The sequence below is a fragment of the Rhodovulum tesquicola genome (assembly GCF_024128855.1).
Lineage (GTDB): Bacteria > Pseudomonadota > Alphaproteobacteria > Rhodobacterales > Rhodobacteraceae > Rhodovulum > Rhodovulum tesquicola.
On sequence record NZ_JAMYDV010000001.1, the window covers coordinates 99,821 to 121,808 of the forward strand.

21 protein-coding genes are annotated in these 21,988 nt (G+C 69.8%); 14 read left to right on the top strand and 7 right to left on the bottom strand.

Annotated elements, in window-relative coordinates:
- Nucleotides 1-46 precede the first annotated feature (46 nt).
- Genes mtgA through queG form a run of 3 tightly spaced genes read left to right on the top strand, consistent with a single transcriptional unit; the run spans nucleotide 47 to nucleotide 2,547 of the window.
- Nucleotides 47-787: a monofunctional biosynthetic peptidoglycan transglycosylase gene (gene mtgA, locus NHN26_RS00395; RefSeq protein ID WP_253087559.1), complete on the top strand. Its 741-nt coding sequence runs from the start codon at nucleotides 47-49 to the stop codon at nucleotides 785-787.
- A 54-nt stretch (nucleotides 788-841) separates the two neighbouring features.
- Nucleotides 842-1,507, top strand: a complete 666-nt coding sequence (fzlA, locus tag NHN26_RS00400) for an FtsZ-binding protein FzlA (protein WP_253087560.1) — start codon at nucleotides 842-844, stop codon at nucleotides 1,505-1,507.
- 26 nt (nucleotides 1,508-1,533) lie between these two features.
- A complete protein-coding gene (gene queG, locus NHN26_RS00405) occupies nucleotides 1,534-2,547 on the top strand; it encodes a tRNA epoxyqueuosine(34) reductase QueG (protein WP_253087947.1) in 1,014 nt (337 codons plus the stop codon).
- On the opposite strand, the gene qhpG is transcribed toward queG, so the two are convergent.
- Nucleotides 2,541-3,833: a flavin-dependent monooxygenase QhpG gene (gene qhpG / locus NHN26_RS00410; protein ID WP_253087561.1), complete on the bottom strand. Its 1,293-nt coding sequence runs from the start codon at nucleotides 3,831-3,833 to the stop codon at nucleotides 2,541-2,543. The genes queG and qhpG overlap by 7 nt on opposite strands.
- 220 nt (nucleotides 3,834-4,053) lie before the next feature.
- Between qhpG and peaA the strand changes: the two genes are divergently transcribed.
- Genes peaA through NHN26_RS00440 form a run of 6 tightly spaced genes read left to right on the top strand, consistent with a single transcriptional unit; the run spans nucleotide 4,054 to nucleotide 10,895 of the window.
- Nucleotides 4,054-5,604, top strand: coding sequence for a quinohemoprotein amine dehydrogenase subunit alpha (peaA, locus tag NHN26_RS00415; RefSeq protein WP_253087562.1), 1,551 nt, complete (start codon nucleotides 4,054-4,056; stop codon nucleotides 5,602-5,604).
- A 5-nt stretch (nucleotides 5,605-5,609) separates the two neighbouring features.
- Nucleotides 5,610-7,040 (top strand): quinohemoprotein amine dehydrogenase maturation protein, encoded by a 1,431-nt coding sequence (gene peaB, locus NHN26_RS00420; protein ID WP_253087563.1) that lies wholly within the window; start codon nucleotides 5,610-5,612, stop codon nucleotides 7,038-7,040.
- A complete protein-coding gene (gene qhpC / locus NHN26_RS00425) occupies nucleotides 7,037-7,384 on the top strand; it encodes a quinohemoprotein amine dehydrogenase subunit gamma (RefSeq protein WP_132695822.1) in 348 nt (115 codons plus the stop codon). Before peaB ends, qhpC begins: the two co-directional genes overlap by 4 nt.
- Before the next feature lie 5 nt (nucleotides 7,385-7,389).
- Complete coding sequence (gene peaD / locus NHN26_RS00430) at nucleotides 7,390-8,466, top strand: quinohemoprotein amine dehydrogenase subunit beta (RefSeq protein ID WP_253087564.1); 1,077 nt, start codon at nucleotides 7,390-7,392, stop codon at nucleotides 8,464-8,466.
- 3 nt (nucleotides 8,467-8,469) lie between these two features.
- Nucleotides 8,470-9,153: a subtilisin-like serine protease QhpE gene (gene qhpE / locus NHN26_RS00435; RefSeq protein WP_253087565.1), complete on the top strand. Its 684-nt coding sequence runs from the start codon at nucleotides 8,470-8,472 to the stop codon at nucleotides 9,151-9,153.
- Nucleotides 9,150-10,895 (top strand): ABC transporter ATP-binding protein, encoded by a 1,746-nt coding sequence (locus NHN26_RS00440; protein ID WP_290442738.1) that lies wholly within the window; start codon nucleotides 9,150-9,152, stop codon nucleotides 10,893-10,895. The genes qhpE and NHN26_RS00440 overlap by 4 nt, the downstream gene beginning before the upstream one ends.
- On the opposite strand, the gene qhpR is transcribed toward NHN26_RS00440, so the two are convergent.
- The 5 genes from qhpR to dapB form a co-directional block, all read right to left on the bottom strand.
- Nucleotides 10,790-11,761 (bottom strand): AraC-like transcriptional regulator QhpR, encoded by a 972-nt coding sequence (gene qhpR / locus NHN26_RS00445; protein WP_253087566.1) that lies wholly within the window; start codon nucleotides 11,759-11,761, stop codon nucleotides 10,790-10,792. The two genes, NHN26_RS00440 and qhpR, sit on opposite strands and share 106 nt — an antisense overlap.
- Nucleotides 11,762-11,922: 161 nt before the next feature.
- Complete coding sequence (dctP, locus tag NHN26_RS00450; RefSeq protein WP_253087567.1) at nucleotides 11,923-13,011, bottom strand: TRAP transporter substrate-binding protein DctP; 1,089 nt, start codon at nucleotides 13,009-13,011, stop codon at nucleotides 11,923-11,925.
- 27 nt (nucleotides 13,012-13,038) lie between these two features.
- Nucleotides 13,039-14,361, bottom strand: coding sequence for a TRAP transporter large permease (locus NHN26_RS00455; RefSeq protein ID WP_207894006.1), 1,323 nt, complete (start codon nucleotides 14,359-14,361; stop codon nucleotides 13,039-13,041).
- Nucleotides 14,351-14,851 carry a TRAP transporter small permease subunit gene (locus NHN26_RS00460; protein ID WP_253087568.1) on the bottom strand — a complete coding sequence of 167 codons (501 nt, stop codon included), beginning with the start codon at nucleotides 14,849-14,851 and terminating at the stop codon, nucleotides 14,351-14,353. Before NHN26_RS00460 ends, NHN26_RS00455 begins: the two co-directional genes overlap by 11 nt.
- 163 nt (nucleotides 14,852-15,014) lie before the next feature.
- Complete coding sequence (dapB, locus tag NHN26_RS00465; RefSeq protein WP_253087569.1) at nucleotides 15,015-15,824, bottom strand: 4-hydroxy-tetrahydrodipicolinate reductase; 810 nt, start codon at nucleotides 15,822-15,824, stop codon at nucleotides 15,015-15,017.
- A gap of 82 nt (nucleotides 15,825-15,906) precedes the next feature.
- On the opposite strand from dapB, the gene rbfA reads away from it, so the two are divergent.
- From rbfA to truB, 3 genes are all read left to right on the top strand, one after another.
- On the top strand, nucleotides 15,907-16,305 hold the full coding sequence (gene rbfA, locus NHN26_RS00470) for a 30S ribosome-binding factor RbfA (protein WP_253087570.1): 399 nt from the start codon (nucleotides 15,907-15,909) through the stop codon (nucleotides 16,303-16,305).
- Nucleotides 16,295-17,032: a phosphodiester glycosidase family protein gene (locus NHN26_RS00475; protein WP_253087571.1), complete on the top strand. Its 738-nt coding sequence runs from the start codon at nucleotides 16,295-16,297 to the stop codon at nucleotides 17,030-17,032. The genes rbfA and NHN26_RS00475 overlap by 11 nt, the downstream gene beginning before the upstream one ends.
- 70 nt (nucleotides 17,033-17,102) lie before the next feature.
- Entirely contained in the window at nucleotides 17,103-18,008 is a 906-nt protein-coding gene (gene truB / locus NHN26_RS00480; RefSeq protein WP_253087572.1) for a tRNA pseudouridine(55) synthase TruB, read from the top strand.
- Nucleotides 18,009-18,018: 10 nt separating this feature from the next.
- Here the strand turns inward: truB and NHN26_RS00485 are convergent, their stop codons facing one another.
- Nucleotides 18,019-19,245, bottom strand: a complete 1,227-nt coding sequence (locus NHN26_RS00485) for an FAD-dependent monooxygenase (protein WP_253087573.1) — start codon at nucleotides 19,243-19,245, stop codon at nucleotides 18,019-18,021.
- 84 nt (nucleotides 19,246-19,329) lie between these two features.
- On the opposite strand from NHN26_RS00485, the gene NHN26_RS00490 reads away from it, so the two are divergent.
- Together NHN26_RS00490 and NHN26_RS00495 are read left to right on the top strand one after the other, a co-directional pair.
- Nucleotides 19,330-20,661: an amidase gene (locus NHN26_RS00490; protein ID WP_253087574.1), complete on the top strand. Its 1,332-nt coding sequence runs from the start codon at nucleotides 19,330-19,332 to the stop codon at nucleotides 20,659-20,661.
- Between the two features lie 134 nt (nucleotides 20,662-20,795).
- Nucleotides 20,796-21,977, top strand: coding sequence for an aminotransferase class I/II-fold pyridoxal phosphate-dependent enzyme (locus NHN26_RS00495; RefSeq protein WP_253087575.1), 1,182 nt, complete (start codon nucleotides 20,796-20,798; stop codon nucleotides 21,975-21,977).
- The last annotated feature ends 11 nt before the right edge of the window (nucleotides 21,978-21,988 follow it).

Sequence of the window (21,988 nt, forward strand, 5' to 3'; positions counted from 1 at the left end):
TTTCGGGCGATGGTCAAGCGTTTCACGCTCGGGTATCAGGCGGACCATGGCGAAGCGAAAGGCACCGGCACGCAGGAAGGCGGCCCGCAAGGGCGGCGGGGGGCGGTTCAGGCTGCCCGCGCTGCCGCGTCCGCGGATCACGCTGCGCCGTCTGGTCTGGGGCATGGTGCTGCTGGCGGTGCTGGGCGTCGTCGCGCCGAAGGTGGTGAACCCGCCCCTGACCCATACGATGTGGTCCGAGGGGCGGCGGCTGGGCGGGATCGAGCATCGCTGGGTCGCGATCGAGGATGTCGCTCCCGCGATGCGGCGCGCGGTCGTGGCGGCGGAGGATGCGAATTTCTGCCGCCACTGGGGCTTTGACATGCGCGCGATCCGTGGCGCGCTGGAGGCGGGCGGGCGCTATGGCGCCTCGACGATCAGCCAGCAGACGGTCAAGAATGTCTATCTGTGGCAAAGCCGAAGCTGGCCGCGCAAGGCGCTGGAGGCGGTGATCACGCCGCTGGTGGAACTGACCTGGTCCAAGCGGCGCATCCTGGAGGTCTATCTGAACGTGGCCGAGTTCGGCGAGGGCGTCTTTGGCGTCGATGCGGCGGCGCGGCATTATTTCGGCGTGCCCCCGGACCGGCTGAGCGCGGCGCAGGCTGCGGCGCTGGCCGTGGTGCTGCCCGCGCCGAAGACGCGCAACGCGGCCCGGCTGACGCCGCAGTTGCAACGCCGGGCCGCGCGGATCTCGGACGGGGCGGCGACGATCCGCGCCGATGGGCGGTCGGCCTGCTTCGAGAGTTGAAAATCCGGGCCTGACCGGGCAAGAGGGGCGTCAGGTCAACTTCCGGTCGAGCCCATGAACCGTCTCTATCACGTTCCCCTGTCGCCCTTTTGCCGCAAGGTCCGCCTGGTGCTGGCCGAGAAGCGGATCGAGGTGGAGCTGATCGAGGAACGCTATTGGGAGCGCGACGCCGATTTCATGCGGCGCAACCCGGCGGGCAAGGTGCCGGTGCTGCGGATGGACGGGCGCGCGATGGCCGAGAGCCAGGCGATCTGCGAATATCTCGACGAGGTCCATCCCGAACCCCGGCTGCTGCCCGGCACCCCCGCCGAACGCTACGAGGCGCGGCGGCTGTGCTTCTGGTTCGACGACAAGTTCCATGACGAGGTGACCTCGAAACTGCTTTACGAGCGGGTCAACAAGAAGGTGATGGGTCAGGGCTATCCCGAAAGCCGGGCGGTCAAGGCGGGATCGCAGGCGATCAAGTTCCATCTCGACTATCTGGGCTGGCTGCTGGATCAGCGGCGCTGGCTGGCGGGGGATGTGATGACGCTGGCCGATTTCGCGGCGGCTGCGCATCTGTCGAGCCTCGACTACATCTCGGATGTGGACTGGAACCGGAATGCGGCGGTCAAGGACTGGTATGCCAAGATCAAGTCGCGCCCGGCCTTCCGCAGCATCCTGGCGGATCAGGTGCCGGGCTTTCCGCCGCCCCGGCACTACGCCAATCTCGACTTTTGAGCGGGGCGCTGAAAGAGCGTCTTGCCATGCAGGCCCGGGCCGAGGGCTTTGCCGCGATGGGGGTCTGCCGCCCCGATGCGATACCGCAGGCCGCCGCGCGGCTGGCCGCGTTCGTCGAGCGGGGCTGGCATGGCAAGATGGGGTGGATGGCCGAGCGCATGGGCTGGCGCGGCGATCCGGCGGCGCTGTGGCCTGCGGCGCGGTCGGTGGTGATGCTGGCCGAACCCTATACCCCGGCGCATGATCCGCTGGCGGTGCTGGCGCGGCCCGACCGCGGCGCGATCTCGGTCTATGCGCAGAACCGCGATTACCATGACGTGCTGAAGAAGCGGCTGAAGCGGCTGGGCCGCTGGTTGATCGACGCGGCGCCGGGGGCGGAGATCAAGGTCTTTGTCGATACCGCGCCGGTGATGGAAAAGCCGCTGGCGCAGGCGGCGGGGCTGGGCTGGCAGGGCAAGCACACGAACCTGCTGGGGCAGGGTCTGGGCAACTGGTTCTTTCTGGGCGCGATCTTCACCACGGTCGAACTGCCGCCCGATGCGCCCGGGGCCGAGCATTGCGGCAGTTGCACCGCCTGTCTGGATGCCTGCCCTACCGGCGCCTTTCCAGCGCCCTTCCAGTTGGATGCGCGGCGCTGCATTTCCTATCTGACGATCGAGCACAAGGGGCCGGTGGACGAGGGCCTGCGGCCGCTGATGGGCAACCGGATCTATGGCTGCGACGATTGCCTGGGGGTCTGTCCATGGAACAAGTTCGCGGTGGCCGCGCGCGAGGTGAAATATGCCGCCCGCCCCGATCTGGTCGCGCCGAGGCTGGCCGATCTGGCGGGGCTGGACGATGCGGCGTTCCGGGCGCTGTTCGCGGGCTCGCCGATCAAGCGGATCGGGCGGGATCGGTTCGTGCGCAATGTCTGCTATGCCATCGGAAATTCGGGTGACAGGGCGCTGATCGAGCCCGTGCAGAGCCTTGTTTGCGACCCGGACCCGACGGTGGCCGAGGCCGCGCGCTGGGCGGTGGCGCGGCTGTCGCGGGCTCAGTAAGGCGGCGCGGCCTCCTGCATCAGGAAGTCGGGCAGATGTTCGGCGGCCTTGCCCCAGCGGGCGACGAGATCGGGCAAGGGCACGCGGTCTTGCAGGGCGCGCCATGCCTCGGCCGCGGGGATCGAGCCGAACCAGGCGATGCCGGCGGGCGTGGCGGGGGTGCGCAGGATCTCGCGTTCCTCGAGCAGGTTGTCGGCCACCACCACGGCGCGGTCGATGCGAAAGCCGTTGTCTTGCGGGTGCAGGGGCAGATCGTCGGGAAAGTCGCGGCGGCGGACCCAGAAGGGCGCATCGGCATGGTCGGCGACCTGGCGGGCGAATTCGCGGCCGACGCGGGCCTGGTGCAGGAAGGTCTCGGTCAGCCGGTCCGCGAGGAAGCGGCGGGCCAGCGCCTCGGTTTCCGGGCCGGGGCGGGCGGCGAGGCTGCGGCGCACGGCGGTTGCCGACAGCGCGCCCGAGACCGCCCAGAACTGGCCATGGCCGGAGAGCGGATCGCCCGCCGCCGCCGCATCGCCGATGGTCAGCACGGCCAGATCGCCGGTAAAGGGGGGCAGCGCGGGGGCGCAGTCGCGGATCACCAGCGGCCCCTCGGGCTGCAGGGCGGGCAGCGATGCGGTTTCGGTGGCGGCGGCGATGGCGGCGGCGAAGCGCGCGCCGGGCGGGGCGTCGCCCTGCGCATCGGTGACGAACTGCACCCAGGCCCGGCCCGGCCAGCCCTGCGCGATCCAGAGCCAGCCTTGCGCGATGGGCACCACGCGCACGCCGCGCGGCGCGGCGCGGTCCGCCGCGGCCCAGCCCGAGATCGACAGCGTGGCGGGTGCGCGGCGCATGTCGCGGATGCCCGCATGGGCCTTGCGCCCGCGCGCGTCGAAGACCTGCCTTGCGGTCAGCCGCGCGCCCCCGTCGAGATGGATCGTGACGCCCTCGGGGCCGGTGGCCTCGACCCGGGCGGTGCCGGGGATCAGCCGCGCGCCCGCCGCCACGGCGGCCTGCCGCAGATGGGTGTCCAGCGCGGGGCGGTGGACGATCCATTCGGCATTGCCATTGGTGGGCTGCGCGGCCCAGTGGCTGATCCGCGAAAGCGGGCCGACCAGCCCCGCGAACCCGGCCAGCAACCCCTGCCCGTCCAGCCAGCGATGCAGCCGCGGGCTCATCCCCTCGATCCGGTCCTCGGCGGTGCAGGGGTCGATCAGCACGATGTCCAGCCCGTCGCGCGCGGCCAGCCAGGCGGCGACCGCCCCGGCCGGTCCCCCGCCCAGAACGATCAGATCATGGGTTTGCGTCATCCGGTTTCCCTGCTGCCTGTTCGCGGACCAAAGGCGCCACCGGCGCAGACATAGCACATTCTGCGATGCCTCGCATTGCGGCATCCATCCCGCCCGGCGCGAGGTTGTCCGGAAATGTCAAGAAATGCGGCCGGAGCTTGGCAAGGATTTGATCGGCGCGGCAAAGCGCCACGCGACATCAAGAGCGCGACACCGACAAAGCAACAGGGACATGCCACCGATGAGCCGAACAGCCCCCGCCCTTTGGTCGACCTGCGCCGCGCTGGCGCTGGCGCTGCCTGCCCTTGCGATGGAGCCGCAGGAGATCCTGGACCGCGTCTGCACCACCTGTCACGCGCCGCGCGCCGATGGCAGCCTGCCGCGAATCGACGATGGCCGCCGCACGCCCGAAGGCTGGGACATGACGCTGGTGCGGATGATGCGCAATCACGGGGTCCGGCTGTCGGGCGAGGAGCGCGCGGCGATGGTGCGCCATCTGGCCGACACGCGCGGGCTGTCGGTCGCGGAGACCGAGGGCTGGCGCTATATCCTGGAACAGGAACCCGTTTCGGTGGATCTGGCACCGACCCAGGATCTGGCCGAGATGTGCGCGCGCTGCCATTCCTTTGCCCGGGTCGCGCTGCAACGGCGCACGCGCGAGGATTGGGCGCATATGATCCATTTCCATCTGGGGCAGTATCCGACGCTGGAATACCAGGCGCTGGCGCGTGATCGCGACTGGTGGGGCCTTGCGATGAGCGAGGTGCTGGATTTCCTGGCCGGGACTTACGGGCTGGGCGACGCCCCGGCGCCCGTGGCCGCCGATCTGTCGGGGGCCTGGAGTGTGGCCGGGCGGATGCCGGGGCGGGGCGATTATGCCGGGACGATGCATGTGATGGCCGAGGGCGCGGGCTACGAGGTGCATCTGGATATGGGCTTTGCCGATGGCAGCCACGCGCATTTCGACGGGCAGGGGCTGGTCTATGGCGCGGGCGAGTGGCGCGCGACGCTGTCGGATGGCGAGACCGAGATCCGGCAGGTCATGGCGCTGGGCGCGGATGGGGCGCTGTCGGGGCGCTGGTTCGATGCCGAAAGCGACGTGATCGGGGCGCGGATGCTGGCCGCGCGCGAGGATGCCGCGCCGCGTATCCTGGGCATCAGCCCCGGCCATCTGCGGCTGGGCGAGGCGGCCGAGGTCACGCTGACCGGCGTGGGGCTGTCGGGCGCGCCGGTGCTGCCCGAAGGCGTCAGTGCCGAACTGGTGTCGGAAAGCGCAACGCAGGTCGTGCTGCGCGTGACCGCCGGGGAGGAGGCGGCGGTGGGGCCTGTCACGCTTGGGCTGGGGGATCTGGCCGCGCCGCTGGTTCTGTATGACCGGCTGGACCGGATCGCGGTGGTGCCCGAGGTCACGATCTCGCGCGTGGGCGGCAATGACGGGCCGATTGCCAAGGTGCCCGCGCAGTTCGAGGTGCTGGGCTATCTGAACGGTCCCGATGGCGAGCCGGGTACCGAGGACGACATCCTGGTGGGCCATTTCCCCGCCGACTGGAGCACCGAGAATTTCGACGAGGTGGCCGCGGCGATGGAGGATGCGCGCTTTGCCGGTGTGATCGACGGCACGGGCCGGTTTACGCCGGGCGATGCGGGGCCGAACCCGGAACGGCCGATGATGACGAACAATGCGGGCAATCTGTGGGTGGTGGCCCGGCTTGAACAGGCGGGCGAGGTGCTGGAGGGGCGCGCGCAGCTTTACGCCACGGTCCAGCGTTTCGTCGATCCGCCGATAAGGTGAGCGCGATGGGAATGCTGGCCTTCATCCCCGAGAATGCCCACCGGGTCGAGGTGGACGGGCGCGCGATGCTGATGCATGTGCCCTCGACCGGGCTGTATGAAATGGACGCGGTGGCGCGCGATGTGTTCGACCTGTTCGCGCGGTCGGGCGTAGCGGATGCCGCGGCGCTGCGGGCGGAACTGGGCGGACGGCATGCGCCCGGCGCGCTGGCCGATTGCGTCGCCAGTTTCGTGGCCCTCGACATCCTGCGCGATGCGGCCACGCCTGCCGCGCCGATCCGGATCGCCAGGGTCGAGGATGTGCCGCTGTCGACGATCGTTCTGAACGTCAATACGGGCTGCAACCTGGCCTGCACCTATTGCTACAAGGAGGATCTGACGACGCCCGCCAAGGGCGAGAAGATGACTTTCCAGACGGCGGTGGCGGCGTTCGAATTGCTGCTGCGGCAGGCATCGGCGCGGGACCGGGTCAATGTCGTCTTCTTCGGGGGCGAGCCGCTGACCAATATCGCGCTGATCCGGCAGGTGGTCGACCATGCCGAGGCGCGGGCGGCGGAGCTGGGCAAGACGGTCGATTTCTCGCTGACCACGAATGGCACGCTACTGTCCGAGGCGCTGGTGGACTGGCTGGATGCGCATCGCTTCGGGCTGACCGTGTCGATGGACGGCCCCAAGGCGCTGCATGACGTGAACCGGCGGAACGTGGGCGGGCGGGGCACCTATGACGCGGTGGCGCGGAATGTGCGGATGCTGCTGGGGCGGTATCGCTCGCGTCCCGTGGGCGCGCGGGTGACGCTGACGCGCGGGGTGACCGATGTGCTGGCGATCCATGACCATCTGCGCGGCGATCTGGGCTTTGCCGAGGTGGGATTCGGCCCGGCGACATCCGGCCCGGTATCGGTCTTCAACCTGGAAGGTGCTGCGCTGGGGCAGGTGTTCGAGGACATGAAGACGCTCGGGCGGCGCTATGTCGAGGCCGCGATACGGGGCGAGAATATCGGCTTCTCGAACATGCACCAGCTGCTGACGGACATCGCGCAGGGCACGAAAAAGGCGGTGCCCTGCGGGGCCGGGCTGGGAATGCTGGCGGTCGACAAGGCGGGCGATCTGCATCTGTGCCACCGCTTCGTCGGGTCGGACCAGCCGACCTATGGCAATGTCGAGACCGGCATCGACGTGCCGCGACTGGCAGGCTTCATCGAGGGGGCGCAGGATCGCAGCGGCCATGGCTGCCGGACCTGCCGGATCCGGTCGATCTGCGCGGGCGGGTGCTATCACGAATCCTATGCGCGGCAGGGCGATCCGTTCGCGCCGGTCTATCACTATTGCGACCTGATGCGGGACTGGGTCGATTTCGGGATCGCCGCCTATACCCGCATCATGCAGGCCAATCCCGATTTCTTCCGTCGCCATCTTCAGCCGAGGAGAGCCCAATGAAACACCTGACCCCCGCCAATGCCCGGGCCAAGGCGATGGACGAGGCCCTTGAGGCCGAAGCCGCCGCGCCCGCAGAGGGCAGCGCCGAGGAAGTGCTGGCCATGAACGCGCTGGTGGGCTGCACCACCTCGTTCGATCCGGGCTGGGAGATCGACGCCTTTGGCGGTGTCGCCAACCTGTGCCAGCCGATGGAGGCCGATCTTTACGGCTGCGCCGATCCCTGCTGGTGGCCCGCGCAGGTGCCCGACACGATGACCACCTATCCGAACTGGACCGAGAACGCGCCCGCCTCGGAAGCGGACTGGCGCCAGTTGCAATCGGTCTTTCCCCGGCTGAAAGGGTGACGAGGATGAAGACGCTGACTGCCCTGCTGGCCCCTGCCCTGCTGGCTGCCGCCGCGCCCGCGCTGGCCCGCGACTACCTGATCGCGCCGACCCGGCCCGACCGGCTGGTGATCGTCGATACCGAGGAGATGGCGGTGGACAAGGTCATCACCATCGACATGGCCGCGCCGCTGCCCAGCCTGCCCGTGGTCAGCGCGGATGGGCGCCGCGCCTTCGTGATCGTCGCGCAGAACGAGGAGATCGTCGAGATCGACCTGGAAAGCGGCGAGGAAGTGCAGCGCCTGATCCTGGGCACCGAGCAGGAGCGGGTGAAGGCGCTGTTCGGGATGGACCTGTCGCCCGATGGCACGACGCTGGCGGTCTATGAAAGCCCCGTGGGGCTTTTCAAGAACCATTTCGAGGTGCGGCCCACGCGGCTGTCGCTGTATGACGCGGCGACGGGCGCGCTGAAGGCCCGGGCCGAGGCGCCGCGGCAGGTCACCGTGATCGCCTATTCGAAGGATGGCAGCCGGATCTACGGGATGGGCCGCGAGATGCATGTCTTCGACGGCGCGACCGGGCAGAAGGTGGATGAATTGCCGATCCATGGCTGGGGCAAGGGCGAATATGTCCAGCCCGACGTTCTGGATGCCTGGTCGCAATTCGAGGTGGCGGGGATGGTGACCACACCCTTCTACACCTTCCGCGAGGGCGGCGACCCGGCCGATCCCGAAGCCTATCGCACCGGGCTTCTGACGCTGGATCTGGAGACCGGCGAGATGGTGATGAAGGATGCGGAAGCGACCGACATCTTCTATTTCTCGACCGCGGCCGATCCGGAGAAGCGGCGCATCTTCGGGGTCTACAACCAGTTGGCCAGTTTCGATCTGGAGACGCGGGCGCCGATCAAGCGGGTGAACCTGCCGCACAGCTATTACTCGGTGAATGTCTCGAGCGATGGCAGCACCGTCTATATCGGCGGCACGCTGGGCAATATCGGGGTCTATGATGCCGAGACGCTGGAGAAGAAGGGCCAGATCGACCTGCCGGATGGCTATTCGATGTCGCTGGCCTCGGTGCGGCTGTTCACGCGCGACGAGTAGGCGGTGACGGGCCGCCCCCCGATCGTCGGCGTGATCGACAGCGGCGGCCCGGCCGGGGATCTGGTGGGGGGGCGGCTGTTCCTGCCCGATGGCACCTGGGTCGCGGCGCGGCCTGACCTGCTGGGGCATGGAACGGCGGTGGCCGATGTGATCCGGCGCGCGCTGCCCGAGGCGCGAATGGTTCATGCGCAGGTGTTTCAGGACCGCCCCGTGACGACCGCGATTCAGGTGGCCGGTGCGCTGGACTGGCTGGCGGGGCAGAAGGCGGACGCGCTGTCGGTGGATGTGATCTGCCTGAGCCTGGGGCTGGCCGCGGACCGGGTGCCCTTGCGCCGTGCGGCGCTGGCGGCGGTGGCGGCGGGGCGGATCGTGGTCGCGGCGGCGCCTGCCCGGGGGGGGCCATGCTATCCGGCGGCCTATCCCGGCGTGATCGCGGCAACGGGCGATGCGCGCTGCGACTGGGACGGGCTTTCGGCGCTGGCGGGCGGCGTGATCGGGGCCTGGTGCGGATCGCCCGAACAGGGCGGGACGGGACAGGGCGGCGCGAGCCTTGCCGCGGCGCGGGTTGCGGGACATCTGGCGGCGCGGATCGCGGCGGGGGCACGGTTTGCCGATGGCGCGGCGGCGCGGGACGCGCTGACGGGCGCGGCGCGGTTTCACGGGCCAGAACGCCGGGGCTGCGCATGAACGCGGCGGCACGCTTCGGCCGGGGGGCGGCGCGGGTCTTCTTCGGGCCGGGCGCGGCGGGCTGGCTGGGGCCGGTGATCGCGCGGGCCTCGGGCGGCATCGCGCTGGTGCTGGCGGTGTCGCTGCTGGCGGTGGTGCTGGGGCTGGCGACGCCGTGGCTGACCAAGCAGTTCATCGACGAGGGGCTGGTGGCGCGCGATGCGCAGGCGGTCTGGACCTGGGCCCTGGCGGCGTTCGGCGTGGGGTTGGCGGCGCTGGCGATGGGCGTGGTCAATGCGCTGCTGCATCTGCGGTTCTCGGCGCGGATGCTGGCCGATCTGCGCGGGCAGGCGATGCGGGCCAGCCTGTTGCGCGATCCGCTGGCGCCGCCGAAACCCGTGGGCGAGATGACGGCGCGGATCGACGGGGACACGGCCGAGATCCAGCGTTTCGCCTTTGACGGGCTGCTGGCGGCCTTCGGCTCGATCCTGCGGCTGCTGGGCGGGGGCGTGATGCTGGTGGTGCTGGACTGGCGGCTGGCGCTGATCCCGATCCTGGCGGCGCCGCTGGAGCTGGCCTTCCTGGCCTGGGCACGCGGGCGCACGACCGCGCGGGCCGAGGATGTGCGCGAGATGCGCGGCGCGGTGTCGAGCTTCGTGATCGAAAGCCTGTCGAGCCTGCCCACGCTGCGCGCGCTGGGCGCGGGCGGTGCGCGGGCCGAGGCGCTGGACCCGTTGCAGACAAGCCAGATCGCGGCGCTGGAACGCCAGCGGCGCTGGCTGGAACTGGTGGGCGCGGTGCCGCAGGTGATCGCGGCGGGGGTGCGGCTGTCGGTGCTGCTGATCGGCGGGCTGTGGGTGGTGCAGGGCGACTGGCAGATCGGCGCGCTGATCGCGTTCCTGGCCTATATCGGGATGCTGACCGGGCCGCTGCGCAACCTGCTGGGGCTGTATCACGCGCAGGCGCAGGCGCGGGTGTCGGCGGGGCGTCTGGCGGACCTGATGGATGCCGAGGCGACCGAGGCGCCGGGCAGGCCGCTGCCGCCGGGGGCCGTGCTGGGCTTCGAGGCGGCGCGGGCGGCGATGGCGGATCACGCGCCGGTCAGCGCGACGATCCCGGCGGGGGCACGGGTGCTGATCGACGGGGCCTCGGGGGCCGGGAAATCCAGCCTGATGCATCTGGCGCTGCGGCTGGCGGCCCCCGCGCCGGGGGCCTGCGTCAGGCTGGACGGGGTGGATGTGCGGGGGCTTGACCCCGTGGCGCTGCGCCGGGCCGTGGCGCTGGTGCCGCAGCGCGGGACGCTGCTGGCGATGAGCCTGGGCGACAACCTGCGGCTGGCCGATCCGGGGGCATCGGATGCCCGGCTGTGGCAGGTGCTGGAACAGGCCGACCTGGCCGATTGGGTGCGGGCGCAGGGGGCGGGGCTGGACCTGATGCTGACCGAGACGGGGGCCAACCTGTCGGGCGGCGAGCGGCAGCGGATCGCGCTGGCCCGCGCGCTGTTGCTGCCGTTCCGGGTGCTGATCCTGGATGAAAGCCTGTCGGAGGTCGATGCGGCCTCTGCCCGGCGGATTCTGGACGCGCTGGAGGCGCATTACGCGGACCGGACGCGGGTCTTCATCGCCCATGCGGGACCGGCGCGCGCGGGGCCGTTCGATCAGCGGATCACGCTTTCCTCGCGCCCGCCCGAGCGGCGCAATTCGCGCGGCGATTCGCCGAACCAGCGGGAAAACGCGCGCGAGAACGCGGTCTGGTCGGAATAGCCCAGCGCGAGCGCGATCTCGCTGAGCGGCAGCGCGGTGCGGGTCAGCATGGCGTGGCCGCAGGCGCGGCGACATTCGGCAAGAAGGTCGGCAAAGCTGGTGCCCTCGGCATCGAGATGGCGGCGCAGGGAGCGGCGCGACAGGCCGAGATGGCGGGCGATGGCGTCCTGATCGACAGGCGCATGGCCGATCCGGTCGAAGATGGCGAAGCGCACCCGCGAGGACAGCCGTTCGGAGCGGCGATGCTCGGCGATGGTGCGGTCGAGCATGCGCACCGCCTCGGGGAAGGAGCCCTCGGGGGCGGGGGCGCGGCGGTCGAGCATACGGACCGGGAAGGCGATGGCGTTTTCGGGCGCAGCCATGCGGGGCGGGCGGCGCAGGGCGGCGGCAAGGGGGGCGGTGCGTGCGCAGGGCGCGTGTTCGAAGGCGATGTCGCTGAGGGCGGTGGGGGGCGCGCCGAAATGCCCGGCGATGCGGGCGACGAAACCAAGCGTCAGTTCGGAATCGGCCCGGCGCGGCCAGATCCGGCAATCGAGCACGCGATAGGTGAAGCGGGCGATGTCGCCCTCGACCTCGAACCGGGCGCGTGTGCCGGATTGCAGCGCGGGAAAGCCCTGCGCCAGACAGCGCAGCGCGGCGCCAAGGGTGGTGGCGCGGGCCACCGCCTCGCCCAGCGGGCCGAGATCGGCAAAGGCAAGCGACAGGCCCTGGCGCCAGGAGACCAGCGGATCGGAACTGTCGGCGCGCATCCCTTCCAGCCCCGAGACGAACTCGGCCAGCGCCATGGCGGGTGCGGGGTCGTCGGGCGCCGGGGCGGGAGCGACCAGCGCGGTATAGGGGCGGCTGAGGATCCAGGACGCGTCCATGGGTGTGACCTGTCGGGCGTTCACGAAGACGTTAACCGCTTGGGGCCGTGGCGGCCTACGAATTTGTTGACCCAAGGGCAGGTCCGGCGCGCGATCCGGGCGCGACTGCACGAAAAAGGGGCCCGCATCGCTGCGGACCCCCGTTTCGCGAGTGGGTTCGGTCAGTTGGCGCAGGCGCGAATCGCCTCGATATCCGGGCCGTTCGGCGTGCGGCCGAGGTTGAAGGGCGCGGAAGCGTCGCGCCATTGGGCATAATCGGCCAGGTATTCGAGCTGGCTGAGATAGACCCTGGCCGAGTTCGGGTTGGCGCAGGCGGTTTCGACGATCACCTCGTTGGCGATTTCCTGCACGCGGGCCAGCGTCTCGTCGTCATAGCGGGTGATCTCTACCGCCTCGTCGAACTGGGCATAGGCTTCGGTCGCGCGGCGTTCGGTGAAGGCAAGCGACCACAACAGCGTCGCATTGGCCGCCACGCGCAGCTTTTCCTGCGTCTCGGGGGCGAGGGCGTCCCAGGCGGACTTGTTGATCATCACCCCGAAGACCGAGGCCGACTGGTGCCAGCCGGGCGTGGCCCAGTATTTCGTCACCTGCTGGAAGCCGCCCGACCAGTCCACATTCGGGGTGGAGAATTCCGCGCCGTCGATCACGCCGCGTTCGAGGGCCTGGTAGATCTCGCCGCCCGCCATGGACACCTGGCTGCCGCCGAGCCGTTCGAGGATCCTGCCCTGTTCGAGGCCCGAGAGCCGCAGCCGCTTGCCCTGAAGGTCTTCGAGCGTGCGGATCGGCGAATTGGTGCGGAAGCCCGATTCGTTGTTGGTGACGCCATAGGGCAGGTAGACCATGCCGTAATTGCCGTAGATCTCGTCATAAAGCGCCGCGCCGCCCCATTCGAGGATCCAGTTCACATAGTCCACCGCGTTGAACAGGCTGGCGGTGGTGGCCAGCGGCGAGAAGGCGGCATCGCGCCCGGCCCAGTAGCCCGGCCAGTCGCCGCCGGCCTGGATCGTGTTGCTTTCGACCGCGCCGAACACCTCGCCCGCAGGCACCAGCGAGCCCCCCTCGTAGAAGTCGATGGTCAGCTCGCCCGCGGTCAGCTTGTTGGCGAGATCCGCGAAATGGCGGTCGATTTCGATCAGTTCCAGCGACGAGGGCCAGGTGGTGGTCATGGTCCAGGTCTCCTGGGCCATGGCAGGCACCGACAGGCTTGCCGCAAGGGCGGCGCCCGTGAACAGGGTGGTCTTGGTCTTCATGGTCTTTCTCCTCCGGTTTTGGTCGTCTCAGCGTCCGTAGAACTGCCCGGGCAGCCAGGTCACCAGTTGCGGGAACATCGCCACGGCCAGGCACATCAGCAGGATCAGCCCGATGAAGGGCAGCACCCCCACGATGATCTGTGCGGTCCTGACGCTGGGGGGGGCGATCGCCCTGAGATAGAACAGCGCATAGCCGAAGGGCGGCGTCAGGAACGAGGTCTGGAGCACCACAGCCATCAGCACCACGAACCACAGAAGGTCGATGTTCAGCTCCTGCACGATGGGCAGAAAGATCGGGAAGGACAGAAGCACGATCCCGGTCCAGTCAAGGAAGGCGCCCAGCAGGAAGACGATGAAGAGCAGCATCGTCATCAGCATCCAGGGTTCCATTTCCAGGGCGCGGATGATCTCCTGCGTGGCGCGCAGCCCGCCGGTGATGTTGAAGACCCCGGTAAAGGCGGTGGCGCCGATGACGATGAACAGGATCATCGCCGAGGTGCGGGCGGTCTCGATCAGCGCGCTGTAGAAGGTCTTGAGCGCGAATCTGCGCCGCGCCACGACGATCATCAGCGCCAGGAACACGCCGATGGCCGAGGCTTCGGTCGCGGTGGCGATGCCCGCCAGCAGCGAGCCGAGGATGCCGAGGATCAGCAGCAGGGGCGGCACCGCTTCGAGCAGGAGCATGCGGAACAGCGCGCCGCGGGAGATCTTGTCGTCGGCGGGCACGGGCGGCGCCATGTCGGGGCGCAGGAAGGCCACCAGCATGACCCAGGCCGCATAGAGCAGGCCCAGCAGCACGCCGGGGATCATGGAGCCCGCGAACAGCTCGCCCACCGACAGCGGCGAATAGCTGGCCATCAGGATCAGCATGATCGAGGGCGGGATCAGGATGCCCAGGCAGCCCGAGGCCGCGATCAGGCCCGAGGCCATGGTCGGGCTGTAGCCGTATTGCAGCATCGGGCGCAGCGCCATGAAGCCCATCACCGTGATCGAGGCGCCGATGATGCCGGTGGTGGCCGCCAGCAGGATCGAGATGAACACCACCGCCAGCGCCATCCCGCCCGGCAGCCCGGCCAGCAACAGGCGCAATGTCTCGAACATCTTGTCGGTGACGCCGGAATCCGACAGGAATCGCGCCATCAGGATGAACAGCGGAATGGCGATCAGCGTGTAATTGTCCAGCACGTCGCCGAAGACGCGGTTGACCACGATCCCCAGCACCATCGGCTTGCCCGCCGCAAAGGCCCCGATCACGGCCGCGCCGCCCAGCACGAAGGCCAGCGGGTGCCCCATGAAGAGCCCCAGCAGCAGCAGGCCGAACATCAGGAGGGCGATCAGCTCAGGTCCCATGGGGCGATTCCGTGCGGTTGAGGAGCAGTTTCAGCACTTCGCAGATGCCTTGCAGCAGCAGCAGGCCCGCCGCCACGCACATCGCCGCCTTGAGCGGGTAGACCGGCAGTTGCACCGCGCCATAGGTGGTTTCGCCCTGCGCCCAGGACCGGGCGGCGAAATCCCAGCTGCGGCGGAAGAAGATCCAGGCGAAGGGGAAGAAGAAGATCAGGTAGCCCGCGATATCGACCCAGCGCCGTGTGCCGGGGCGCATGTGTTCGGTCAGCAGGTCCACGCGCACATGGCTCTGATGGCGCAGCGCATAGCCGCCCAGCAGGATGAAGTAGAAGCCGAACATCTGCTTGGAGACGTCGAAGGCCCAGCGCGTCGGGCTGTTCAGCGCGTAGCGCATGAAGACGTCGTAGATGATGACGGCGGCGAAGCCGAGCGCGAGCACCGCGACCGTGCGGCCCACGAACTCGTTCAGCCCGTCGATGGCGCGGATCAGCATGTCCGCCCCCCTGCGCGGCCCCGTTCGGCCGGGCCGGGCCTGTCGCTGTTCCTGCCGAGCATTCCCCCCTCCCCGGGTTCCGCCTTCTGGAAATGAACGTGTGTTCAGAAAGACCCTTTGGCGCGCCGCTGTCAACGGGGGTCCGGCCCCCGGGACGCGCCGTCTAGAGACCCAGCACGTCCAGCATGTCGTATTCGCCGGGCTTGCGGTCCTGCCCCCACAGCGCGGCGCGCAGCGCGCCGCGGGCGAAGACCGCGCGATCCGTCGCGACATGGCGCAGCACGATCCGTTCGCCCATCCCGGCGAAGATCACGTCATGTTCGCCCACGATATCGCCCCCCCGGATCGCGGAAAAGCCGATGGCGCCGCGGCCGCGTTCGCCGGTGATGCCGTCGCGGCCGCGTTCGGAGACCTCGGACAGCGCGACGCCGCGCCCCTCGGCCGCGGCCTGGCCCAGCATGAGCGCGGTGCCCGAGGGGGCATCGACCTTGTGGCGGTGATGCGCCTCGACCACCTCGATGTCGAAATCGGCATCCAGCGCGGCGGCGACCTTGCGGGTCAGTTGCACCAGCAGGTTCACGCCAAGGCTCATGTTGCCGGCGCGCACGATCACGGCATGGCGGGCGGCGGCCTTGATCTTGTGCAGATGCTCGGGGCCGAATCCGGTGGTGCCGATCACATGCACGGCGCGGGCCTGGGCGGTCAGGGTCGCGGTGGCGACCGTCGCCTCGGGCGTGGTGAAGTCGATCACGGCCCGGGCCTGGGCGATCGTGCCGATGGCGTCGTCGGTGACGGCAAGGCCCAGATGCGGGCCGCCCATCGCCTCGCCGATGTCGCGGCCGATCCAGGGATGGCCGGAGCGCTCGACGCAGCCGACGAGTCGGGCCTTCTCGCTTTGCAGAACGGTGTGGATCAGCATCTGGCCCATCCGGCCCGATGCGCCCATGATCACGATGCCCGGCAGGTCCGCCATTTCGCCCTCCATGCGCCTTTGCGCCGGTTTAGCCGCTTCGCGCCCGCTTGGCAAAGCGCCCCGCATCGCCTAGATCGGGCGCATGGCACGTTCCTCCGCCCCTTCGCAACGGCAGCTTCGCGTCGGCGAACTGATCCGCCGCACGCTGTCCGAGGTTCTGGCGCGCGGCGACGTGCATGATCCCGAACTGAACGCCATGTCGATCACGGTGGGCGAGGTGCGCACCTCGCCCGATCTGAAGGTCGCCACCGCCTTCGTGCTGCCCCTGGGCGGGCGCGGGGCCGAGGCGGCGCTGGCGGCGCTGCGGCGCAACCGGGGCGAGTTGCGGCGCATGGTGTCGCGCAAGCTGGACCTGAAATTCGCCCCCGAGATCCGGTTCGCGCTGGACGAGACCTTTGACCGGATGGACGAGACGCGGCGGCTGCTGGCGCAGGAGGATGTGCGCCGCGATACCGCCACCCCCGATCCCGATGAGGCTTAGGGCGGCCGCGATCCTTGTGGCGCTGATGCTGCCGGGCGTGGCGCAGGCCTTCTGCGAGCGCATCGCCCATGAAGGCCGCGGCTATGTCGTCTGCGCCGTCGATCCGGCCGAGACCGAGTTGCGGCTGTTCCGGCTGGGGCCGGATGGCGCGGTGCTGGGCAGTTTCGTGCGGGTCGAGCGGATGCTGGCGGCCGAGGGCAGGACGCTGGGATTCGCGATGAACGGGGGGATGTATCACCCCGACCGGACGCCCGTGGGCCTGTATGTCGAGGATGGCGAGGAACTTGCGCCCGCGGTGGCCAGCGCGGGGCCGGGGAATTTCGGGATGCTGCCGAACGGTGTCCTTTGCCTGAGCGATGGCGTTGCGCAGGTGATCGAGACGCGCGCCTATCTGGCCGATCCGCCCGACTGCCGCTTTGCCACGCAATCGGGGCCGATGCTGGTGATCGGGGGCAAGCTGCATCCGCGGTTCCTGGTCGACAGCGACTCGCGCTTCGTGAGGAACGGCGTCGGCGTCACGCAGGAGGGGCGGGCGGTTTTCGCGATCTCGGACCGGCCGGTGACGTTCCATGAATTCGGGCGGCTGTTTCGCGATGTGCTGGGCACGCCGCAGGCGCTGTATCTGGATGGCAAGATCTCGCGGCTTTACGCGCCGGATCTGGGGCGGGCGGATATCGGGCTGCCGATGGGGCCGATCATCGGTGCGGTCGTGGATGCGCCCCGCTGATGCACCGCGTTGACGCCGCGCGCGGGCTTCGCTAGCAGGCGGGTCTTGCAACATTTCGGGAGCGACGGGCGTGGGACGCAGCCGCAAGGGACGCGACATTTCGGGCTGGCTGGTGGTGGACAAGCCCGCCGGGATCACATCGAACGCGGTGGTGAACAAGGTGCGCTGGGCGTTCGGTGCCAGGAAGGCGGGCCATGCGGGCACGCTGGACCCTGCCGCGACCGGCGTTCTGGCGGTGGCGCTGGGCGAGGCGACCAAGACCGTGCCCTATATCACCGATGCGCTGAAGGCCTATCGCTTCACCGTGCGGTTCGGGATCGCGACCAATACCGACGATGCCGAGGGCGAGGTGATCGCGACCTCGGATCTGCGGCCCACGGATGACGAGATCCGCAAGGCGCTGACCGGATTCGTCGGCGATATCGCGCAGGTGCCGCCGCAATTCTCGGCCGTGAAGATCGACGGCGAGCGGGCCTATGCGCTGGCCCGGGCTGGCGAGGCGGTCGAGATCGCGCCCCGGCCGCTTTACGTCGAAAGCCTGGACATGGTCGAGCGGCCCGATGCCGATCATGCCTTGCTGGAAATGATCTGCGGCAAGGGCGGCTATGTGCGGTCGGTCGCGCGCGATCTGGGGCAGATCCTGGGCTGCCAGGGCCATGTGACCGAGTTGCGGCGGGTCTGGTCGGGGCCGTTCGAGGCCGAGGACGGGATCAGCATGGAGCAGATCGAGGCGCTGGCGAAGACCCCTGCGCTGGACGAACATCTGCGCCCGCTGGAGGACGGCCTGGCCGAGTTGCCCGAATTGCGCACCACCGCCGAGGGGGCGGCGCGGCTGCGCAACGGCAATCCCGGCATCGTGCTGACATCCGAAGCGGAATATGGCGACGAGGCGTGGGCCTCGCTCGATGGGCAGGCGGTCGCGGTCGGGATCTACAAGGCGGGCGAGTTGCACCCGCACCGGGTCTTCTGCGCCTGAGCCGGGCGGCCTAGAGCGGGCGCCCGGTCATCAACCGCGGCAGGTCGCCGGTCAGACCTGCGGCCTCGCGGATGAAGCGGCGGCGCAGGGCGGGCAGTGCGTTGACCGCGCCCATGCCAAGATCGCGGCCCAGCCGCAGGATCGGGTTGTCGTTGGAAAACAGCTTGTTGACCGCATCCGTCCCGGCCGCCATCAGCACCGTGTCGAAGCGTCGCCAGGTCTGATAGCGCTCCAGCACGTCGATGGCGCCGATATCTTCGCCGCGCCGTTTCGCCTCGACCAGCACCTGCGCCAGCGCGCCCACATCGCGCAGGCCGAGGTTCAGCCCCTGCCCCGCGATCGGATGCACGCCATGCGCGGCATCGCCCAAGAGCGCGATGCGCGGCGCGACGAAGGCATTGGCCAGCGTCAGGTTCAGCGGATAGGCGAAGCGGTCGCCTTCCAGCGCGATCTGGCCCAGGAAATCGCCGAAGCGCGGACGCAGCGCCGCCAGATAGCCCGCATCGTCCAACGCCTGGATCGCGGCGGCATTGGCATGGGTCTCGCTCCAGACAATCGAGCAGCGGTTGCCGGGCAAAGGCAGGATCGCCAAGGGCCCCGGCGGCATGAAGAACTGATGCGCGGCGCCGTTATGGGGGTGCTCATGCGCGATGGCGCAGACCAGCGCGGTCTGGCCGTAATCCCAGCCGGTGCGCCGGATCCCTGCCCGTTCCGCGGTGCCCGACCGCCGCCCGTCGCAGCCGACCAGGACAAGCCCGCGCAGCGTGCGGCCCGAGGCCAGCGTCACGGTGACGCCGGTCGCGTCGGGGGCCTGGGCGATCACGGTCTCGCCGGAAAGCGTCGTGATCCGCGGATCGGCTTCCATCGCGTCAAGGAAGGCGCCGCGCAGGTAGCGGTCTTCGAGCATGTAGCCCATCGGACCTTCCTCGATCTCGCCATGGTGGAAATCGAGGAAGAAGGGCGCCGGCCCCTCGCCCGCGCGGCCGTCGGAGGCGACGATTTCAAGGATCGGCTGGCTGCGGTTGTGCAGCTTGTCCCAGATCCCGATGGCGCGCAGCAGCCGGGTCGAGGCCAGCGCCAGCGCATAGGCGCGGCCGTCGAAACGATCCTCGGCCCGGGCGGCCTCGGGCAGGGCGTCGATCACGGTGACGGAGAGCCCGCCCTGGGCCAGTGCAAGGGCCAGCGCGGGGCCGTTCAGCCCGCCGCCCACGATCAGGATGTCGGAGTTGCGTTCCATGTCCCGCAATATGGCGGCGCGCGCGGGATTGTCCATAAGCACGGCGCCCGCTAGCCTTTCTCCATCGGGTCAGGGAGGCGGGCGATGACGGGCGACTGGCGGGGGATGAGCGCGGGCGATCTGGGGCGCGGGATCGGTGCGGGCCGGATCGACCCGGTGGACCTGACCGACGCCTGTCTGGAGGCCATCGCGGCGCATCCCGAGGCGGGGCGGATCTATGCCCGGACCACCGGGGCGCGCGCACAGGCCGAGGCGCAGGCCGCGCGGGACCGGGCGCGGACCGGGCATCGGCTGGGGCCGCTGGACGGGGTGCCGATCTCGTGGAAGGACCTGTTCGATACGGCGGGCGTGGCGACCGAGGCGGGATCGGCCCTGCTGGCGGGCCGCGTGCCGGGGCGCGATGCCGAGGTGCTGGCCAATGCAGGCGCCGCGGGGCTGGTCTGTCTGGGCAAGACGCATATGACGGAACTGGCCTTTTCGGGGCTGGGGCTGAACCCGGTGACCGCGACGCCGCCCAATGTGCATGATGCAGGCGCCGCGCCGGGGGGGTCGTCCTCGGGGGCGGCGGCCTCGGTCGCGTTCGGGCTGGCGGCGGCGGCGATCGGGTCGGATACCGGCGGCTCGGTCCGGGTGCCGGCGGTCTGGAACGATCTGGTCGGGCTGAAGACCGGGGCGCCGCGGGTGTCGCTGGCGGGTGTCGTGCCGCTTTGCCCGCGATTCGACACGGTGGGGCCGCTGACGCGCAATGTCGAGGATGCCGCACTGCTGCTGGCGGCGCTGGAGGGGGGCAGGCCCGCGGATCTGCGCGGCGCGACGCTGGCGGGGGCGCGGCTGATGGTGCTGGAGACCGTGGCCTTCGACGATATCCGCGACGGCCCCCTTGCGGGGTTCGAGCAGGCGGTGGACCGGCTGGCGCAGGCAGGGGCCACGATCAGCCGGGGCGCGGTGCCCGGGATCGCCGAGGCGCTGGCGCTGTCCGGCGTGCTGTTCGCGACCGAAGCCTATGGCACCTGGGGGGCGAGCATCGAGGCGGCGCCCGAGCGGATGTATCCCGCGATCCTGAACCGGTTCCGCGGCGGGCGCGAGTATTCGGGTGCCGATTATGTCGCCGCCTGGCAGAAGCTGGACCGGCTGCGCGCCGCCTATGCCGCCGCGACCGCCGGATTCGACGCGGTGCTGGTGCCGACCTGCCCGATCCTGCCGCCGAAGGTGGCGGCGCTGATGGCCGATCCGGACTTCTTCGTGGCCGAGAACCTGATGACGCTGCGCAACACCCGGATCGGCAACCTGATGGGGCTGGCGGTGCTGACGCTGCCGACCGGCATCCCCTCGACCGGGATCTCGCTGATGGGGCCGCCGATGTCGGAGGAACGGCTGTTGCGGCTGGGGGCGGCGGCCGAGGCGGCGCTGGCCTAAATGCCACAACATTGCCCCGCAAGCCGCAGGGGCGGGGGGCTTTTCTGGACCGGGGACAATCCAGCCGATATCCTGATGCGAAACGGGGTGCGTCAGATGCCCCGATCCGAGGCAGCACAGGCAGACAGGGGTCCATGACCTTTCCCGAGCGGTTTTCGAACCTGCCAGATTACGCGTTTCCGAGGCTGAGGCGTCTGCTGGACGACCACGCCCCCGGCGGCGCGCCCCTGCACATGACCATCGGCGAGCCGCAGCATGCCTTTCCCGACTGGGTGACGGAGGTGATCGCCACCCATGCCGCGGAGTTCGGCAAATACCCTCCGAACGAGGGCACGCCGGAATTGCTGGGCGCGATCTCGGACTGGCTGGCGCGGCGCTATGGGGTGCGCGTCGATCCGGCAACCCAGATCAGCACGCTGAACGGCACGCGCGAGGGGCTGTTCAACGCGGCGCTGGCGCTCTGCCCCGAGCAGAAACGCGGCCAGCGGCCCGCGATCCTGACGCCGAACCCGTTCTACCAGGTCTATGCGGTGGCCGCGCTGGCGGTGGGGGCCGAGCCGGTCTATGTGCCCGCCACGGCCGCGACCGGGTTCCTGCCCGATTACGCCGCGCTGCCGGGCGAATTGCTGGACCGGGTGGCGATTGCCTATCTGTGCTCGCCCGCGAATCCGCAGGGCGCGGTGGCGGATCGGGACTACTGGGCGGATCTGATCCGGCTGGCCGAAAAGCACGATTTCCGCATCTTCGCCGATGAATGCTATTCCGAGATCTACCGCGACAGCCCGCCCCCCGGCGCGCTGGAGGTGGCGCGCGAGATCGGCGCCGATCCCGAACGGGTGCTGGTGTTTCATTCGCTGTCGAAACGCTCGAACCTGCCGGGGCTGCGGTCGGGATTCTGCGCGGGCGGCGCCGAGAGCCTGGGCCATATCAAGCGGCTGCGGTCCTATGCCGGCGCACCCCTGCCCCTGCCCCTGCAACGGGTGGCGGAACGGGCCTGGGCGGACGAGGCGCATGTGGCCGACAGCCTTGCGCAATACCGGCGCAAATATGCCATCGCCGACGAGATCCTCGGGACGGTGCCGGGCTATCGCCCGCCCCAAGGCGGGTTCTTCCTGTGGCTGCCGGTCGCCGATGGCGAGGCGGCGGCGCTGACGCTGTGGCGCGGGACGGGGGTGCGGGTGCTGCCCGGCGCGTATCTGTCGCGCGCGGTGAACGGCGACAATCCGGGAGCGGGCTATGTCCGGGTCGCGATGGTCGCCCCAGAACAAGAAATGCGGCACGGGCTGATGCGGCTGCGTGACTGCCTCTACGGGTAAGGACGGTTAGG